At 71.8% G+C, this 16,821-nt stretch carries 14 protein-coding genes and 1 other RNA gene; 6 read left to right on the top strand and 9 right to left on the bottom strand.

Annotation, left to right across the window (positions count from 1 at the left end; genetic code table 11):
• Positions 1 to 196 precede the first annotated feature (196 nt).
• Complete coding sequence (locus OHB04_RS25900; protein WP_326808420.1) at positions 197 to 1,639, bottom strand: NAD-dependent malic enzyme; 1,443 nt, start codon at positions 1,637 to 1,639, stop codon at positions 197 to 199.
• Positions 1,640 to 1,927: 288 nt separating this feature from the next.
• Here OHB04_RS25900 and OHB04_RS25895 point away from each other — a divergent pair, with 288 nt between their 5' ends.
• Positions 1,928 to 2,134, top strand: a complete 207-nt coding sequence (locus OHB04_RS25895; protein ID WP_326690046.1) for a cold-shock protein — start codon at positions 1,928 to 1,930, stop codon at positions 2,132 to 2,134.
• Between the two features lie 236 nt (positions 2,135 to 2,370).
• Here OHB04_RS25895 and OHB04_RS25890 read toward each other — a convergent pair whose 3' ends face one another.
• Both OHB04_RS25890 and OHB04_RS25885 read right to left on the bottom strand, forming a co-directional pair.
• The gene (locus tag OHB04_RS25890) at positions 2,371 to 4,683 is read right to left on the bottom strand and encodes a HelD family protein (RefSeq protein ID WP_326808419.1); all 2,313 of its coding nucleotides are present in this window, start codon (positions 4,681 to 4,683) and stop codon (positions 2,371 to 2,373) included.
• Positions 4,684 to 4,870: 187 nt separating this feature from the next.
• A complete protein-coding gene (locus OHB04_RS25885; RefSeq protein ID WP_326809527.1) occupies positions 4,871 to 5,818 on the bottom strand; it encodes a helix-turn-helix transcriptional regulator in 948 nt (315 codons plus the stop codon).
• Positions 5,819 to 5,938: 120 nt separating this feature from the next.
• Between OHB04_RS25885 and OHB04_RS25880 the strand changes: the two genes are divergently transcribed.
• Both OHB04_RS25880 and OHB04_RS25875 read left to right on the top strand, forming a co-directional pair.
• Positions 5,939 to 7,495 (top strand): MFS transporter, encoded by a 1,557-nt coding sequence (locus tag OHB04_RS25880; RefSeq protein WP_326690044.1) that lies wholly within the window; start codon positions 5,939 to 5,941, stop codon positions 7,493 to 7,495.
• 333 nt (positions 7,496 to 7,828) lie between these two features.
• Positions 7,829 to 8,380, top strand: coding sequence for a hypothetical protein (locus tag OHB04_RS25875; RefSeq protein WP_326690043.1), 552 nt, complete (start codon positions 7,829 to 7,831; stop codon positions 8,378 to 8,380).
• On the opposite strand, the gene OHB04_RS25870 is transcribed toward OHB04_RS25875, so the two are convergent.
• A complete protein-coding gene (locus OHB04_RS25870; RefSeq protein ID WP_326690042.1) occupies positions 8,371 to 8,577 on the bottom strand; it encodes a hypothetical protein in 207 nt (68 codons plus the stop codon). The two genes, OHB04_RS25875 and OHB04_RS25870, sit on opposite strands and share 10 nt — an antisense overlap.
• A gap of 436 nt (positions 8,578 to 9,013) precedes the next feature.
• On the opposite strand from OHB04_RS25870, the gene OHB04_RS25865 reads away from it, so the two are divergent.
• Complete coding sequence (locus OHB04_RS25865) at positions 9,014 to 9,913, top strand: aminoglycoside phosphotransferase (protein ID WP_326690041.1); 900 nt, start codon at positions 9,014 to 9,016, stop codon at positions 9,911 to 9,913.
• Positions 9,914 to 9,989: 76 nt separating this feature from the next.
• On the opposite strand, the gene OHB04_RS25860 is transcribed toward OHB04_RS25865, so the two are convergent.
• Positions 9,990 to 10,598 (bottom strand): TetR/AcrR family transcriptional regulator, encoded by a 609-nt coding sequence (locus OHB04_RS25860; protein ID WP_326690040.1) that lies wholly within the window; start codon positions 10,596 to 10,598, stop codon positions 9,990 to 9,992.
• 104 nt (positions 10,599 to 10,702) lie between these two features.
• On the opposite strand from OHB04_RS25860, the gene OHB04_RS25855 reads away from it, so the two are divergent.
• Complete coding sequence (locus OHB04_RS25855; protein WP_326690039.1) at positions 10,703 to 11,473, top strand: SDR family NAD(P)-dependent oxidoreductase; 771 nt, start codon at positions 10,703 to 10,705, stop codon at positions 11,471 to 11,473.
• A 503-nt stretch (positions 11,474 to 11,976) separates the two neighbouring features.
• Here OHB04_RS25855 and OHB04_RS25850 read toward each other — a convergent pair.
• The gene (locus OHB04_RS25850) at positions 11,977 to 12,957 is read right to left on the bottom strand and encodes a LysR family transcriptional regulator (protein ID WP_326808418.1); all 981 of its coding nucleotides are present in this window, start codon (positions 12,955 to 12,957) and stop codon (positions 11,977 to 11,979) included.
• A 340-nt stretch (positions 12,958 to 13,297) separates the two neighbouring features.
• Here OHB04_RS25850 and OHB04_RS25845 point away from each other — a divergent pair, with 340 nt between their 5' ends.
• Positions 13,298 to 14,632: an MFS transporter gene (locus tag OHB04_RS25845; protein WP_326808417.1), complete on the top strand. Its 1,335-nt coding sequence runs from the start codon at positions 13,298 to 13,300 to the stop codon at positions 14,630 to 14,632.
• Here OHB04_RS25845 and OHB04_RS25840 read toward each other — a convergent pair.
• The 3 genes from OHB04_RS25840 to smpB all read right to left on the bottom strand — a co-directional run bounded on the left by OHB04_RS25840 (position 14,614) and on the right by smpB (position 16,809).
• On the bottom strand, positions 14,614 to 15,534 hold the full coding sequence (locus tag OHB04_RS25840) for an oxygenase MpaB family protein (RefSeq protein ID WP_326809526.1): 921 nt from the start codon (positions 15,532 to 15,534) through the stop codon (positions 14,614 to 14,616). The two genes, OHB04_RS25845 and OHB04_RS25840, sit on opposite strands and share 19 nt — an antisense overlap.
• Positions 15,535 to 15,802: 268 nt before the next feature.
• Positions 15,803 to 16,174: a transfer-messenger RNA gene (gene ssrA, locus OHB04_RS25835) on the bottom strand.
• A 119-nt stretch (positions 16,175 to 16,293) separates the two neighbouring features.
• Complete coding sequence (smpB, locus tag OHB04_RS25830; protein ID WP_405803877.1) at positions 16,294 to 16,809, bottom strand: SsrA-binding protein SmpB; 516 nt, start codon at positions 16,807 to 16,809, stop codon at positions 16,294 to 16,296.
• Between the last annotated feature and the right edge of the window lie 12 nt (positions 16,810 to 16,821).

The following is a 16,821-nucleotide window of genomic DNA, read 5'->3' as shown; positions in this document are numbered from 1 at the left end:
GTGGGGTGTCCCCCTGGACAAGGCCCTTGGGAAAGCATCCTGCCCCTACCTGCGGCGGGAAAGCCAATCCGGTGTCCTCGCTGTGGTGACGTTCCATGGCCTTTGGCTGCCCGCCACACTAAGGGGACCGCCCGGGTGAGCCGTCACCCGACGCGCCGGGCCCGAGGGCCCGTCCTAGGCGTGTGCGGCGTCCTTCCTAGGCGTGTGCGGCGTCCTTCGCGGGCGTGGGCGCCGTGCCCCGCGCCTCGGCCTGGGCCGCGCCGCGCACGGCGTCGGCGACGGCTCCGGAGACCTTCTCGTTGAAGACGCTCGGCACGATGTAGTTCGCGTTCAGCTCGTCCTCGCCGACCACGTCGGCCAGGGCGCGCGCCGCGGCGAGCATCATCGTGTCGTCCACGGTGCGCGAGTGCGCGTCCAGCAGGCCGCGGAAGACGCCCGGGAAGACCAGCACGTTGTTGATCTGGTTCGGGAAGTCGGAGCGGCCCGTGGCCACGACGGAGGCCGACTCGCGCGCCGCGGCCGGGTCCACCTCGGGGTCGGGGTTGGCGAGCGCGAACACGATGGCGCCCTCGGCCATCTTGGCCACGTCGCTGCCGTCGAGCACGTTCGGGGCCGAGACACCGATGAAGACGTCGGCGCCGACGACCGCCTCCTTGAGGGTGCCGGTGTGCCCCTCGGGGTTGGTGTTGTCGGCGACCCAGCGCATCGGGGAGTCCGGCGCCGCGTCCGCGAGGTCCTTGCGGCCCGAGTGCACCACGCCGTGGATGTCGGCGACGACGGCGTGCTTGACGCCGGCCTCCAGCAGCAGCTTCAAGATGGCCGTGCCGGCGGCGCCCGCGCCGGACATGACGACGCGGATGTCCTCGATCCGCTTGTCCACCACGCGCAGCGCGTTGTAGAGCGCGGAGAGCACCACGATGGCCGTTCCGTGCTGGTCGTCGTGGAAGACGGGGATGTCGACGGCCTCGCGCAGGCGGGCCTCGATCTCGAAGCAGCGGGGCGCGGAGATGTCTTCCAGGTTGACGCCCGCGAAGCCGGGGGCGATGGCCTTGACGATCTCCACGATGGCGTCGGTGTCCTGGGTGTCCAGGCAGATCGGCCAGGCGTCGATGCCGGCGAAGCGCTTGAAGAGCGCCGCCTTGCCCTCCATGACGGGCAGTGCCGCCTGCGGGCCGATGTTGCCCAGCCCGAGCACGGCGGATCCGTCGGTCACCACGGCGACGCTGTTGCGCTTGATGGTGAGGCGCCGCGCGTCCTCGGGGTGCTCGGCGATCTGGGTGCAGACGCGGGCCACACCCGGGGTGTAGATCATGGAGAGATCGTCGCGGTTGCGAATGGGGTGCTTCGACGACATTTCGATCTTGCCGCCGAGGTGCATCAGGAAGGTCCGGTCGGAGACCTTGCCGAGTGTCACGCCGTCGATCGAGCGCAGCTCGTCCACGATCTCGTCGGCGTGCGACGTGGAGCTGGCCGCGATCGTCACGTCGATCCGCAGCCGCTCGTGGCCGGAGGCCGTGACGTCGAGGGCAGTCACGGAACCGCCCGACGACTCCACGACGGTGGTGATCTGACTGACCGCCGTCCCGCCTGCGGGGACCTCCAGACGGACCGTCATCGAGTAGGAGACGCTTGGCGCCATGGGCGACTTCCCTCTGCTTTCCCTTGTCACGTTGTGCGCGCACCTGCCCGCATGGCCGCAGTTCTTACGGCCTGGGACGCGGCACGTCAACAGATCGTCCCACCTACCCCCCGGTACGCGGTAACGCGTCCCCCCTCGTGGAATGCAGATTTCACCATACGAGAGCTGGCTGTCCGCACGGAACCCCAACTCCTTCCCATAAAACCGCCACCAATATCCACGAAACGGATCGAATCGTCCTAAGATCACCCAGCACACTGCTCATGCACATAGTGGGAGATCCGGAACATGGCTCAGGGCACGGTCAAGTGGTTCAACGCTGAGAAGGGCTACGGCTTCATCGCTCAGGAGAGCGGCGGACCGGACGTCTTCGTGCACTACAGCTCGATCGACAGTGAGGGGTACCGCAGTTTGGAGGACGCCCAGCGCGTCGAGTTCGAGATCACCCAGGGCCGCAAGGGTCCCCAGGCCGACGGGGTCCGTGTCGTGGGCTGACGCCGGCCGCCCCGGCAGGTGACCGGCAGGTGACCGGCAGGTGACCGGCACGGAAGAGGCCCCCGCCGATGGCGGGGGCCTCTTCCGTGATCAAGCCAGTGACACCGACCCGCCAGCTCGCCTCGCGGCAAGTGGGCGCTCGAAGCGCCTATGGTTGGGCCCGGGGGCATGGATCGGGCCGGTGCCAAGACCAAGGCTAACAAACCACCTCCGCCAGTGAATCCCCTCGGCCGCGCTCATTCGCGCAGCAGGTCAGGGACCCCCTCGGCGTCCGGCAGATCGCGGGCGCCGGCCAGCACCGTCAGCCGCTGGGTGGCCCGCGTCAGCGCCACGTACAGCACCCGCAGACCCGCCGGCGACTCATCGGCGATCTCCGCGGGGGAGACCACCAACGTGGCGTCGTACTCAAGTCCCTTGGCCTCCAGGCTGCCGAGCGCGACGACCCGCTCCCCCAGCGGCGCCAGCCACTCACGGGCCTCCTGACGCCGCGCCATGGCGACGACCACGCCGAGCGTGCCCTCGACCTCCTCCAGCAGCCGCGCGGCTGCCTCCCGTACCGAAGCTCCCAGGTCGGGTCCCGCGACGGCGAATGCCGGTTCGACGCCGGTGGAGCGCACCGCGCGCGGCGGCTCAGAACCGGGCATCGCCAGCGCGAGCACGCGGTCCGCGAGAACGGCCAGCTCGGCGGGATTGCGGTAGTTGACGGTCAGCTCGAAGCGGCGGCGCGGGCGCTTGCCGAGGGCCTCGTCGCGCGCCTCGGCGGCCTCGTCCGGATCCGACCAGGAGGACTGCGCGGGGTCGCCCACCACCGTCCAGGTCGCGTGGCGCCCGCGCCGCCCCACCATGCGCCACTGCATCGGCGTGAGGTCCTGCGCCTCGTCGACGATGACGTGTGCGTACTCCGAACGCTCCTCGGCCAGCCGCTCGGCGCGCTCCCGGCGCGCGGCGTTGCGGTCGGCGGCCGTCGTCAGCTCCTCCAGGCCCGTGAGGTGGTCCAGCGGGCCCGCCTCCCGCTTCTTGGGGCGCGACGGCGCGCCCAGCAGGGCGCGCAGCTCGTCCAGCAGCGCGATGTCGTGCACCGAGAGCGGGCCCTGCCCGTCCGGGGTGAGGCGGGCGTGCAGGGCGCGGGACAGGGTGCGGATCTCGCCGTGCCGCAGGACGCGGCGCGCCCAGCGGGCGAGGCGGCCCTCGTCGGCCATGGCGCCCAGCACCTCGCGGGGGCTCAGCTCGGGCCACCAGGCCTCCAGGAACGTCAGGAAGCTGTCCTCGGTCGAGATGTCCTCGTCGAAACCCTCACGGGCCTCGGCCGCCAGCTCCGGGTCGCCCAGGTAGCGGCGCGGGCCGCCGGTCTTGCTCCACAGCGCGTCCAGCAGCAGCTTGCGGGCACGCGGGCGCATCAGGTTGACCGGCGCCGTGCCGCCGAGCACCTGCTCGCGTACGGCGCGCAGTTCCTCGGCGTCCAGCTCGAAGCGCGCACCCTGCGCGACCACGCGCAGCCGCTCGGGCAGGGGCGCGCGCAGCCCCGTCTCCAGCGCCCCCCTGGCCGCCTTGCGCAGCACCTTCAGCATCCGTGCCGAGCCCTTGACCCGGGCCACGCTCTGCGTGTCGTACGTCGTCGCCACCGCGCCCACCGTCTCCTCGGCCAGCGAGCCCAGCGCGCGGATGGCGACCTGGCCCTCCTCGCCCAGCGACGGCAGCACACCCTCGGTGTACGAGACGAGCAGCGGGGTCGGGGACACGATCAGGATGCCGCCCGCGTAGCGGCGTCTGTCCTGGTACAGGAGGTAGGCGGCGCGGTGCAGCGCCACCGCCGTCTTCCCCGTCCCCGGCCCGCCCTCGACCTCCGTGACGGAGGCGGCGGGCGCGCGGATCACCATGTCCTGCTCCGCCTGGATGGAGGAGACGATGTCCCGCATGGAGTGGCTCCGGGCCCGGCCCAGCGCCGCCATCAGCGCACCGTCGCCCACGACCGGCAGCTCGTCGCCGTCCAGCCGGGTCTTCAGCTCGGGACGCAGCAGGTCGTCCTCGACCCCCAGGACCTGACGGCCCTTGCTGCGGATGACGCGGCGGCGCACGACCCGGCCGGGGGCCACGGGGGTGGAGCGGTAGAACGGCGCCGCCGCCGGCGCGCGCCAGTCGATGACCAGCGGAGAGAAGTCGGCGTCCAGGACGCCGAGGCGGCCGATGTGGAGCGTCTCGGCGATGTCGGCGCTCTTGTCGTCGCGTACGGCGCCGTCGGCGGGCTCCACTGAGGTGTACGCGCCGTCGGGGCCACGGGTGCCGTCCTTGCCCTCCAGCAGGTCGATGCGGCCGAAGAGGAAGTCCTCGAACTCGCTGTTGAGCCGGTTGAGGTGGATGCCGGCGCGGAAGACTTGCGCGTCGCGCTCGGCGAGGGCGCCAGGCGTGCCTACCTGGGCGCGCTTGGAAGCGTCGTCCATGAGGAACTCCGCCTCATGGATTTTCTCCTCCAGCCGCCGGTAGACCTGGTCGAGGTGCTGTTGCTCCGAGTGGATCTCCCGGTCCCGGACGCTGTTGTGCTGCGCTCCCAACGCGGCGGCCCCCTTCTGCTGGCCGTAGGGCAGCCGTCTACCGTACGCGATTTCGCCGCGTGGGCTCAGCCCGACGTGAAGAGCGGGGCGCTTGTTGCCCGGCGCGCCGCTCTTGCTACGCGCCCCGCACCGTACGGGGGGCGGGGTTGGGGCCGGGGTCGGTGTTGGCCCCCGAGTCACAACCGCGTCACCGCCCTGGGCGGTGACGCCGTCCCGCAAGGTCCCGCCGGGTCCCGGCCGGGCCGGGGCCGAGCGGAGCCGCTTCCGTCTCCCGGTCCGCGCGGTGCGCCACCTGGCTCTGGTCCGACAGCAGCCGCAGCGCGTCGGCCGAGGGGGTGTCGTTGGGTGTGTAGACCTCAAGCCGGTGGTCGGGGCTGTCGGGCTGGAGCCACACCTGGTAGTCGACGTTGACCCTGCCGACGGTCGGGTGTCGCAGCCGCATGGTGCCCACCGTGCAGTCCGCGACGTCACCCGTGGCCCACAGCGTGGCGAAGTCGGCGCTGCGCATGGCGAGTTCGCCGATCAGTTCAGCCAGCCGGGCGTCGGTGGGATAGCGGCCCGCGGTGAGCCGCAGGTAGGCGACGTGGATCCGGGCGAGTTCGTTCCAGTTCCGGTGCAGGTCGCGGGTGAGGGGGTCGAGAAAGAACATCCGGGGGACGGACGGCTGTCGCGCGACATCGTGGGGTGCGTCGAAGTCGACGTGTTCGGCCACGAGGGCGTGTCCGGCGCGGTTCCAGGCCAGCACGTCACCGCGGCGTCCGAGCACGACGGCCGGGGTGGTCTCGCCCAGGGACGCCAGGAGCGTCAGCACGCGTGGGTGCGGTTCTTCAGGCCGGGGGCGGACGAGGCGCGATGTGGCGGGCTGACGGGCGAGATTGTGCAGGTGGGCTGTCTCGACCGCGTCGAGCTGGAGCACTCGGGCGAGCGCCTCGAGGACCTGCTGGGACGCGGTACCGGCCTGGCCCTGTTCCAGGCGGGTGTAGTAGCCGGCGCTCATACCGGCGAGCTGGGAGAGCTCCTCCCGGCGCAGCCCCGGTACGCGGCGCGTGTTGCCGTAGGCGCGCAGGCCGGCGTCGGCGGGCGTGATCCGGGCGCGGCGGGTCCTGAGATACGCGCCGAGGCTCTCCAGCTCCATGGTTCCGGCATTTTCCATGGCTCCGAGCCTAGGCGGCACGGCCGGCGTCCGGGTGTACCTGTCAGGTGTACCCATGACGCGTATCTGGTTGCCGCCTGGACGACGCCGCACGGTCGGGGCATGAATGAACAGCCTGTTTCTCACTCCCCCGGTCTGCGGGCGTGGCTCGGTCTGCTGGTGATCTCCGGGCCCGTACTGCTGGTGGCGATGGACGGTTCGGTCCTGTTCCTGGCGATGCCCAAGGTCACCGAGGCCCTGTCGCCGACCGCCGATCAGTCCTTGTGGATCCTGGACAGCTATGGCTTCGCGGTCGGGTCGTTGCTCATCGCGTTCGGCAACATCGGAGACCGGTACGGGCGGCTCAAGCTGCTGGTGAGCGGCGCAGCGGCGTTCGGTGTCGGCTCGGCGGGCGCGGCGTTCGCGCCCAGCCCGGAACTGCTGATCGCCTTCCGGACGCTGATGGGCGTGGCCGGGGCCACGCTGCTGCCGTCGGCGCTGGCGGTGCTCAGCGAACTCTTCACCGACCCACGCCATCGGGCCAGAGCGATCGGGATCTTCGCCGCCACCTTCGCCGCCGGGTTCGCCATCGGCCCGGTCGTCGGCGGACAGCTGTTGAGCAGTTTCTGGTGGGGATCGGTCTTCCTGATCAATCTGCCCGTCGTCCTGCTGTTCCTCCTGCTGGCTCCGGTCCTGCTCCGCGAGGTCCGGGCCGCCGGGACCGGCCGCGTCGACGCCTTGAGCGTGCTGCTCTCCGCCGGGGGCATCCTGCTGACCGTCTACGGGATCAAGCACGCCGCGGCGGAGGGGCTGACGGTGACCTCGGTGGCCACCGGCATCGCCGGCCTCGTCACGCTGGGGTGGTTCGCCCGCCGCCAACTCCGCCTCGAACACCCGCTGATCGACTTCCGCCTCTTTCGCGACCGGATGTTCACCATCGCGATCATCACCGGACTTCTGCCCCTGGCCGCGTGGTCCGCGGTGGCCTACCTCGGCGGCATCTACCTTCAGTCCGTCCTGGGGCTGCCCGTCCTGGACGCGGCTCTCGTCGCGCTCCCGGGCGCCGCCGTGCTCACCGTCACCTGCGTCGTCACCCCGGCGCTCGTCGCACGCGTGGGCACCCGAGCCGCGCTCATCACCTGCCACTTCTGCATCGCGACAGGTCTGCTCCTGCTGCTGCCCACCGGCGTCTCCGGCGGGGCCGGCTGGTATCTCGCCTCCACCGTCATCGCCGGCGTCGGCTACGGCATCTCCTTCAGCGTCGTCGCCGACACCGCGGTCGCCGCGGTACCCGCGGAACGCGCCGGGTCCGCAGCCGCGATCGCCGAAACGAGCAACGAGATCGGCAACGCCCTCGGCATCGCGCTCCTCGGCTCCCTCGCCGCACTGCTCTTCCGGCTCCAGGGACCTGACCTCGCCGACACCCTCGACGAGACCCTCCAGATCCCCGACCTCGCGCCCGCGGTGACCGGCGACGCGAAGGCCGCCTTCGTCACCGGTCTGCACGCCGCCGCCCTCACCGCGAGCGTCCTCCACGGCGCCCTCGGCATCCTGACCACGCGCTGGACGCCGAGAACCCTCCCCACCACCGGCGACGGCGGTCCCGGCCCCACCACACACGCTGGCGATCCCGGAACGAAGCCCTTGGACGAGGCCGCCGGCATCGGGCGCCGACGCTGAGGACCGCCGGACGCCGGCGTCGCGTACCGGGCTCCGACGTTGAGGACCGAGCGCTGAGGACCGGGCGAGGTCACCCGACACGCTGCGGCGGGACGGGGGGAGGGAGGGCGTGGGTCCCGAACTCCCCGAGAGTCATCCGCTCAGCCATGGACGACAGCTGCGCCCAGCCACTCGCACCCGCAGCTCCGCCCCGCCAAGGACGAAGCCTTCACAACAGCCCCCGGACTCACGGGGGCAGGACCGGGGCTAGCGATGGGGGTGGGGTAAACCCAACCCCCGATTCTCGTAGCAGCACGATCGCGCCGAGGCACGGCCAGAGGATTGGCTTGAGGCATGGAAACCACTCGGCATCACGCCGCACCGCGGACGACCACCGTCTCTCTCCTCGACCACCTCATCGGCCCCACGGCGTGGGCGGCGGCGGGCAGAGGGCTGCTGCTTCTCCCGGCCGCGCTCCGGCGGCCGGCCCCCGGCGGCAGAGCCTCCCCCGGCGCAGGCACCGGCGCCGGCACGAGCGAGGCACGCGGCGCCCGCACGGTGCGGACCATCTGCGGAATACCGCTGGGGCTGTTCGGCTGGGTCGTGGCGCTGTTCGCGGGCCAGGCCACCGCCAACGGCCTGCTCTACCCCCTCCTCGACGCGCACGACTACCAGCACTCCTGGGGCGGCCCGACGCTGGTGGGCGCCTGGGTGGTGCACGCCGCCGTCGCGATACCCGTCGTGCTGGCCACGCTTGGCATCCTCCGCGGACTGGTCGCCGTCGACCGGGTCAACGAGCGGGCCGCCACCCCTGGAGCCCCGCGCCCCTGGTGGCGAATACCCCTGTCAGCAGCCCTCATGGTCATGGCGGTCCTGCTCATCAACGCCTGGGCCCATCAGGTGTAGTGGCTCTCGAAGAGCCGGTGATGCCACCACGCTTCGGGGCACCAATACCGCCGCTCCAGGAACGGATCGGGCAGCGTGCGCAGCCGGTAGCGGACATCCAACGGGGCGACGAGCGCACGCAGTTCACCACGGGCTCTTGGCGGCAGGCACCCCATGACGATGTCGAGCACATCCCGCGCCTGCGTCACGTCATCCATTTCGCACCACCGGCACGTGCAGTCAGCGCGCTGTGGATAGAGCGCGCCTCGCCGCGAACCGCCGAGGAACTCCCCGTACCGCCGCAGAGCGAGATCAGTGGCGCCGGGCGGCAGGTCGGGCTCCTCCGCCAGGCTCTCGATCTCATGCACCGCGAGGGTGGCTCGCCACGACAGATACGGACGACGACTGGGAGGAGGCTGCTTCCACGCACGGCGGGGCACAGGCTGTCGGGCGGCACGCAGGCCGCCGGGCCGTCTACGCGGCATCGGCCTTCCGATATGCGGTCATGCACCGCATGATGCCACCGGCCGCCTGCGCCGGTCGAGCACAAATGCGAGCCCGGGGGCCGTCGGCCCTCCGTCCCGCCAGTCGACGACGACACGTCCCCACGACGGCCCAACCGCCCCCGCCGCACGCCCGCTTAGACTCCTCGCCGTGTCGAACAACAGCTCCAGCAACAGTGACAAACCCAGCGACAACCCCGGTGACAGACGCGACCGCCCCAGATGCAATCGAGGCTGGGACGCGCTCCCGCAGGATGTCCGCACCGGCGTCCTCCCGCACACGGGCGACATCCACCGGGTCGAACCCGCGGCCGAGGGCCATGGCAGCAGGGTCACTGTCACCCTGCACACGGAAGCGGGCCGCGTCTTCGTCAAGGGCATGCCCACGGACCACCGGCGCGCCTGGGCCCAGGAGTGCGAGGCCGCCGTCAACCCGCACATCCTCCCGCTCGGCCCGCGCCTCCTGTGGCGGGTGACGCGCGGCGGCTGGGACCTGCTCGGCTTCGAGCACCTGACCGGACGCGCCGCCGAATACGGCCCGCACGGCGGCGACCTACCGCTGGTTGCCGACGCGATGACGGCGCTGGGCGAGCTGAGCTGTCCGACCGACGTACCGGTGCAGGAGGCGGTGTCCCGCTGGGCCGACTACCTGGACGACCCCGCCGACGCCGCCTGCTTCGAGGGCAGCGCGCTGCTGCACACGGACTGGCACCACACCAATGTGCTGTTCACCGGCACAGCGGAGGGAACGGCGGCCGTCCCCGACCTGGTCGCCGCCCGGCTGCTCGACTGGGCGGGGGCGACGCGCGGCGCCGGATGGATCGACCCCGCGTGCTGGGTGATCTGGCTGGTGCTGGCGGGCAACTCCCCCTGCGACGCCGAGCAGTGGGCGGCCAAGATCCCCGCCTGGTCCCAGGCCGAGCCCCGCGACCTCGACCTGTTCGCCACCGCCCAGGCCCGCCGGTGGCGTGACGCCGCCCGCCGGTACCCCAACGCGATGTCCCACCGCCTCCGCGCCGCAACAGCCGACTGGGCGGCCCACCGCGCCTGATGAGGGGACCTGGGTCTGGGGGTCTGAGGTCTGGGGGTCTGAGGTCTCGGGTCTCGGGATCTGAGGGCTCCCGGGCTCAGGGTGTCGTCGCCGTCAGTCCGTCCCATGCCGACATCGAGGAGTCCACGACATCGAGCAGTTCGCGGCGGGAGGCCCCGTCCCTCGCCTGGACGGACATGCCGTACAGGACGGTTGTGCAGAACCCGGCCAGCGCGTGGGTGTCGGTGCCGGGCGGCAGGTCGCCCTCGGTGATGCCGCGCTCCAGGCGCTCCCGCACCGAACGCCGCGTCGCGCGGCGGCCCTCGGCCAGCAGCTCACGCACCCCTTCGTTCTCCGCCGTGCAGTTGGTGGCGGCGAGTACGACCATGCAGCCGGTCGGCTTGGCGGGGTCGGTGTAGACGACGGCGTTGCCGCGCAGCATGCCGTCCACCGCCTCGCGCGCCGTCGCCCCCTCCCGCAGGGCGAGGTCGGTCACGGCCTCGGTGCGGCCGTACAGCTCGACGGCCTCGCGGAAGAGGCCCTCCTTGGAGCCGAAGGCGGCGTAGAGGCTGGGGGGACTGATGCCCATGGCCGCGGTCAGTTCGGTCATGGAGGTCGCTTCGTACCCCTGCTCCCAGAACGTTCGCATCGCCTTCTGGAGCACGGCCTCCCTGTCGAAGCTGCGAGGCCGGCCGCGTGCTGCCATCGCCGGACTCCTTTCTTTAGCGTCCACTACTGAAAGCTCTTGACGCCCGAGGGTACTCAATGAATTATTTACGGAGCAGTCACTACAGAAATGAGGACGAGCACATGCCCACGACGCAGACCTCCGGACCGGCGACGACGCTCACCGGCAAGGTGGCCCTTGTGACCGGTGGAAGCCGGGGCATCGGCGCCGCCATCGCCAGGCGCCTCGCAGCGGACGGCGCCGATGTCGCGCTGACCTACGTCAGCGCGGAGGGCAGGGCCAAGGAAGTCGCCGAGGACATCCGCGCACTGGGGCGCAGGGCGCTGATCGTCCAGGCCGACAGCGCGGACGCGCAGGCGCCGGCCTCCGCCGTGCACCGCGCGGCGGAGGAGTTCGGGCGGCTGGACATCCTGGTCAACAACGCGGGCATCTTCCCCCACGGCCCCCTGGAAGACATCACGGTCGAGGAGATAGACCGCACGCTGGCCATCCACGTCCGTGCCACGCTGCTCTCCTCGCAGGCCGCGGCGGCACACATGCGGGAGGGCGGGCGCATCATCAGCATCGGCAGCGGCTTCGCCGACCGCGTGCCGCAGGCGGGCATCACGCTCTACGCCGCCTCCAAGTCGGCCCTCGGCGGCCTCACCCGCGGGCTCGCCCGCGACCTGGGCCCGCGCGGCATCACGGCGAACCTGGTGCACCCCGGCTCGACGGACACCGACATGAACCCCGGCGACAGCGGAGACAACGCCGACGCGCAGCGCGCCCGGACGGCCCTGGGCCACTACGGCACCCCCGAGGGCATCGCCGCGACAGTCGCACACCTCGCGAGTGGGGACGCGGGGAACGTCACGGGGGCGGCGATCACGGTGGACGGCGGAGCGAACGCGTAACGCCCGCGTGGCGGACCCTCGCCCCCAATGGTTCGCCCCCATTCGGTGGGCCCCATTCGGTGGGCCCCATTCGGTGGGCCCCATTCGGTGGGCCCCGTTCGGTGGGCCCCGTTCGGTGGGGCCCGATCCCTGTGAGAGCTCGGGGGCCGGTGCGGCCCGCGCCCCGGGAACCCGGGTGCCTCGGCCCCTCGGCCCCTCGGCCCTGGATCCTCGGCCCCCGGCCCTGGAGCCTTGGCCGCTTGGAGCCTTGGCCGTGCTGGCCGTCGGGGATTTCGCCGGACACTCGCCGTTGTGGCGGGGCGCCGTTGCGGCGAGAAGAGGGTTGGGGCACCCTGCCGCCCCGACAACCTCGCCTCCGGCGGAGGCGGTGGCCCCCCGGGCCCGCCATCGCGGCGAGCAGAGGTGACCGGGGGGCCCAGCCCCCGCCAGGAGCGGGGTGGCAGGCTCAAACCCGGCGGGCGCGGGGTGGCAGGCTCAAACCCGTCGGGCGCGGGGTGGCAGGCTCAAACCCGTCGGGCGCGGGGTAGAGGCTCGTCCTCCTGTGGGAGCCAGGTTTCCGGGGGGCGCTCTCGCCAATGGCCCGCTTCCGCCAGGGCGTCGGCCGCTCCAAGGAGGGCCGACAGGCCCGCGTGGTGGAGGCCGCGGCGCCAGACCATGGAGACCGGTGAGAGGGGGACGGGGTCGGTCAGGGGGCGGAGCACCATGTCCTCGATGCCGATGAACACCTCGGTCGCCAGCACCGACCAGCCCCTCCCCCGCACCACCCGCGCGAACTCACGTTCGCCCTCGATCTTCGGGAAGGGCGCGGCCAGTTCGATGCCGCGCCCCGCGAAGAGGGCACGCGCGTAGTCCGTCCACTCCACCGTGCCGGGGTTCCCGGCGCCCGCGTACAGCGTCTCCCCGGCGAGCGCCGCCAACGGCACCTCCGGCAGACCCGCGAGGTGATGCGCGGCGGGCAGCACCACCGCGACCCGCTCCAGGCGCACCAGCCGGTGCTCCACACCGGAGAGCACCTCGCGGGGCAGCCCGGCGACCCGCCCGAACGCGACGTCGAGCCGCCCCGCGAGGAGATCCGCGGCGGCACCGGTGAGTCCGCTGTAGTAGCGGGCGACGAACTCCACGTCGGGCGCCGCCTCCCGGGCGGCATCCAGTACCCGCTGCCCGGTGGAGACGGGCGCGGCCACATCGACGGCCAACGGGCGGACTCCGGCGGCGTCGCCCCGTACGAAGGCCGCGGCCAGTTCGTCGTGGGCGGCCAGGACCCGGCGTGCGTACGGCAGCAGCCGCTCACCCTCCGGAGTGAGCGCCACCCGCCGGGTGCTGCGGACGAACAGGACGGCTCGCACTTCCCGTTCCAGCGCCCGGACGTCCCTGCTGAGCGCCTGCTGTGCCACGAACAGCCGCGCTGCGGCGCGCGTGAAGTGCAGCTCTTCCGCGACGGCGACGAACGACCGCAGCAGGCGCGGCGGGAGGTCACTGGGCATCCGGCGACCCTAGGACGCGCCCCCGGCATTCACAACACAGCTGCGTGAATGGGTCCGAGAAGAGTGTTGGACCCCGCCCCCCACCTGCGACGACGCTGAGGCCATGCCCCTCCACCACTCCCCGGGCCCACACCGACGCCGACGCTCAAACCAACACCCAGGCCGGCAACTCCACCAGCTCCCGCACCGGCGCCCACGCCCGTCCCCCGCAGCCCCGTTGTACGCCGTGCACGGCAGCACGCTGGTCGTGATCCAGCCGCGGCCGGCCACCGTATCCACGCGGCATCCGGTGGAAGGGAAGAACTCGCTTCATCCGGTGCGCGAAAATCCCCTCCGCCGGATGACCGCCCCCTACGCCCGCCTCTTCGGACCGCGCGGCACCACCGCGTTCACGCTCGGCAACCTCCTCGCGCGCCTCCCCATGGGGATGTTCACGGTCGGCGCCGTCCTGATGATCGCCGGGGAGCGGGGCTCGTACGCGCTGGCGGGCGGGGTCACCGCGGCGGGGCTGGCGGCGACGGCGCTGGCCGCCCCGTTCATCGCGCGGCTGGTCGACCGGTACGGGCAGGCCCGGGTCGCCCTGCCCGCCACCTTCGTCGCGCTGCTCGGCTCCCTCGCGCTCGTCCTGTGCGTGCGTACGGGCGCCCCGGACTGGACGCTGTTCGCCTCCTACGCGGCCACCGCGACGACGCCCAACACCGGCGGCATGTCCCGCGCCCGCTGGGCTCACCTCTTCCGCGCGGACCCGGCGGCCCGGCACACCGCCAACTCGTTCGAACAGGCCGTGGACGAGCTGTGTTTCCTGCTCGGCCCCATCCTCGCGACGTTCTTGTGCACCGGATTCTTCCCCGAAGCGGGGACCCTCACCGGGTGCGGGCTGCTGCTGACCGGGATGCTGCTGTTCACCGCCCAGCGGTCGACCGAGCCGCCGCCCGCACCACCCCGGGCGAGCGCCGACCGTGCGCCGGCGCCCCTGCGCCAACCGGGAGTCCCAGCCCTGCTGCTGGTCTTCCTCGCCACCGGCGCGGTCTTCGGCGCCCTGGAGGTGGTGACCCTCGCCTACGCCGACGGGCAGGGCCACAAGGCAGCGGCCGGCGCCGTACTCGCCTTCCAGGCGGCGGGATCGGCGGTGGCCGGGCTCGTCTTCGGCGCGCTGCGCCCGCGCGGCGCCGCCGACCGTACTTTCGCCGGGTGCGTCGCCGCGATGGCGGCGCTGAGCACCCTGCCGCTACTGGCAGCCCGCACCGGCAGTCTGCCGTTGCTGGCCCTCGCACTGCTGGTCGCAGGGATGGCGACGGCCCCGACGATGGTCACCGGCATGACCCTCGTGCAGCGCCGCACCCCGGCCGGGCGGCTCAACGAGGGCATGACGCTGGCCGTCACCGCGCTGCTGGGCGGCATCGCGACGGGCTCGGCCACCGGCGGCTGGGCCGTCGAGGCGCTGGGCAACGACGGCTGGGCCTACGCCGTACCGACGGCAGCCGCCACCGTGGCCGCCACTCTCGCCGCCCTCACCGCCCGCAGAGCCCACACCACCCGCACCACCCCCACCCCTGACAGCGCCCACACCGCCCACACCCCCCACGTCGACCTCGCACACGAAGCCACAGGCGAAGCCGCGAACAACGTCGCCCGCTCCGGCCGAGCCGCGGGTCCTCACATCCGAGGCGAATAGTGCTGGGGCCAGTCCCGTTCCTCGGGCAACGGAAGATTCCGCGCGGGCGTCTCTACCAGGGGCGCCCCGGCGTCCCGCCGTCCCCGCGCCCGCTCCCAGCCTGCCTTGGCCCTGGGGTGGTAGCGGCGCGAGGGCGGCACCAGCTTCCAGCTCCAGTGGATCAGCCGCCCGATCCTGCGCAGCCTTCGCTCGTCGCGCGCGGTCCACACGTACCCGAGGCGGCGCCGTACGGCGGGCGGGAAGAAGCCGACTGTGAACCACACCGAAACCCGCGCCTGCGGCGCCCGTACCGCACGCCACACCACATCCGGGAGCAGGCGCAGCGCGGGCGGCTTGGCGAGCAGCGTCAGGTCCAGCACATCGCGCGTGGGCCGGTTGTCCTCCAGCACCTCGCCCGCCATCCGCTCCCAGTAGTCCTGGAAGTCCTCCCAGCTGTCCGGCACCGGCCGCATGCTCATTCCGTACAGCCGCCACCACACCACGTGCTCGTCGAACAGCCGCCGCTTGTCCGCCTCGCTCAGGCCCGGCCCAAGCCGGTCGGCGACCAGCAGCGTCAGCATGAAGAACGTGGAGTGCGCCCAGTAGAAGGTGTCCGGGTCGAGGGCGTGGTATGGACGGCCATGGCGGTCAACTCCCTTTATCCCGTTGTGGTATCCACGCACCTGCCGTGCCGTCCCGGCGGCGCGCGGCCCGTCGTAGACCACGCCGCCTATCGGATAGAGGGAACGGAACAACCGCTGCCAGCGCTCCTCGAAGAAGCGGGAGTGCTCGGCGACGCCCGCGCCGAGGTGGGGATGCATGTTCTGCATGGCACCCGCCCAGGGTGCCAGCAGCAGCGCGCGCCAGTCACCGAAGTACTTCCAGGTCAGCGAGTCGGGCCCCAAGGGCTCCACCGAGGCCATCCACTCCTCCTTGTACTGCCCACCCTGCCGCTGCTCGCCTTGCCGCGGCCCACGCATTCCGCGACCACCCCGCCCGTGGCAAAGGGGGTGCGGGTGGCGAAGCCCCCGCCCCGCGCGGCGAAGCCGCGCAAAACAACGAAGGCGAGGCGGCCCACACATTCCGCGACCACCCCGCCCGTGGCAAAGGGGGGTGCGGGTGGCGAAGCCGCGCAAAACAACGAAGGCGAGGCGGCCCACGCATTCCGTGGGCACACCTCGCCTATCGCATTCGTGGAGATGGCGGGAATCGAACCCGCGTCCAACGAAGTGGAAGGAGGGCTTCTCCGAGCGCAGTCCGCTGCGATTTTCTCGGCCCCGGAGATCACGCGGACAAGTCTCCGACGGGCCCAGTCACTGTTTAATGTCCCGTGCAGACCCCGTGACCGGGTCTACTCGGTGAGTTCCCTAGCTGATGCCAGGATCCGGGTCGGGAACGCACCCGGGCTGACACTTCACACTTGCTGCTTAGGCAGCAAGCGCGAAGGAATCGCGCTTCTGATTGGCGATTATTTTTTTGCGGCACATGGTTAACGAGATCATTGCCGCGTTCCTCGGCTCGCTTCACCTGCTTCGACGTTCGCTGTCGAAACCGATCATCCCCATGTTGAGTTAACAAATCGCAAGCCCTGCCGGGCCCTGCTTCGCTCATGGTACGTGACCATGCCGTACACGTGCCAACCCTTTAGGGCCCCCGGGTATTCCCGGTGGGCCCGGGTCGGCCTAGTGGTCGCCGCGCTGGCGGCGGCGAGCCGCCGACACGGCGCGGTCCGCCTCCCTGCGGTCCTGGTGCTCGCGGAGCGTCTGCCGCTTGTCGTACTCCTTCTTTCCCCTGGCCAGCGCGATCTCGACCTTCGCGCGGCCCCGGTAGAAGTAGAGCTGGAGCGGCACCAGCGTGTAGCCGGTCTCCTGAAGCTTGCCGGTGAGCTTGTCGATCTCGGTCCGGTGCAGGAGCAGCTTCCGCTTGCGCCGGGCGGCGTGGTTGGTCCACGTGCCCTGCGCGTACTCGGGGATGTGCACGTTGTGCAGCCACACCTCGCCGTTGTCGATCTGGGCGAAGCCGTCCACCAGGGAGGCACGGCCCTGCCGCAGCGACTTGACCTCGGTGCCCGTGAGTACGAGGCCGCACTCGAACGTGTCCAGGACCTGGTAGTCGTGCCGCGCCTTCTTGTTCTGCGCGATGAGCTTCCGGGCGTCCTTGTCGTCCTTGGCCTTGGCCTTGGTCCGTGTCGTCTTCATCTTCGCCATAGC

Origin of the sequence: Streptomyces sp. NBC_01775, assembly GCF_035917675.1 — a bacterium.
GTDB lineage: Bacteria > Actinomycetota > Actinomycetes > Streptomycetales > Streptomycetaceae > Streptomyces.
This window is presented reverse-complemented; position numbering and strand designations above follow the sequence as displayed.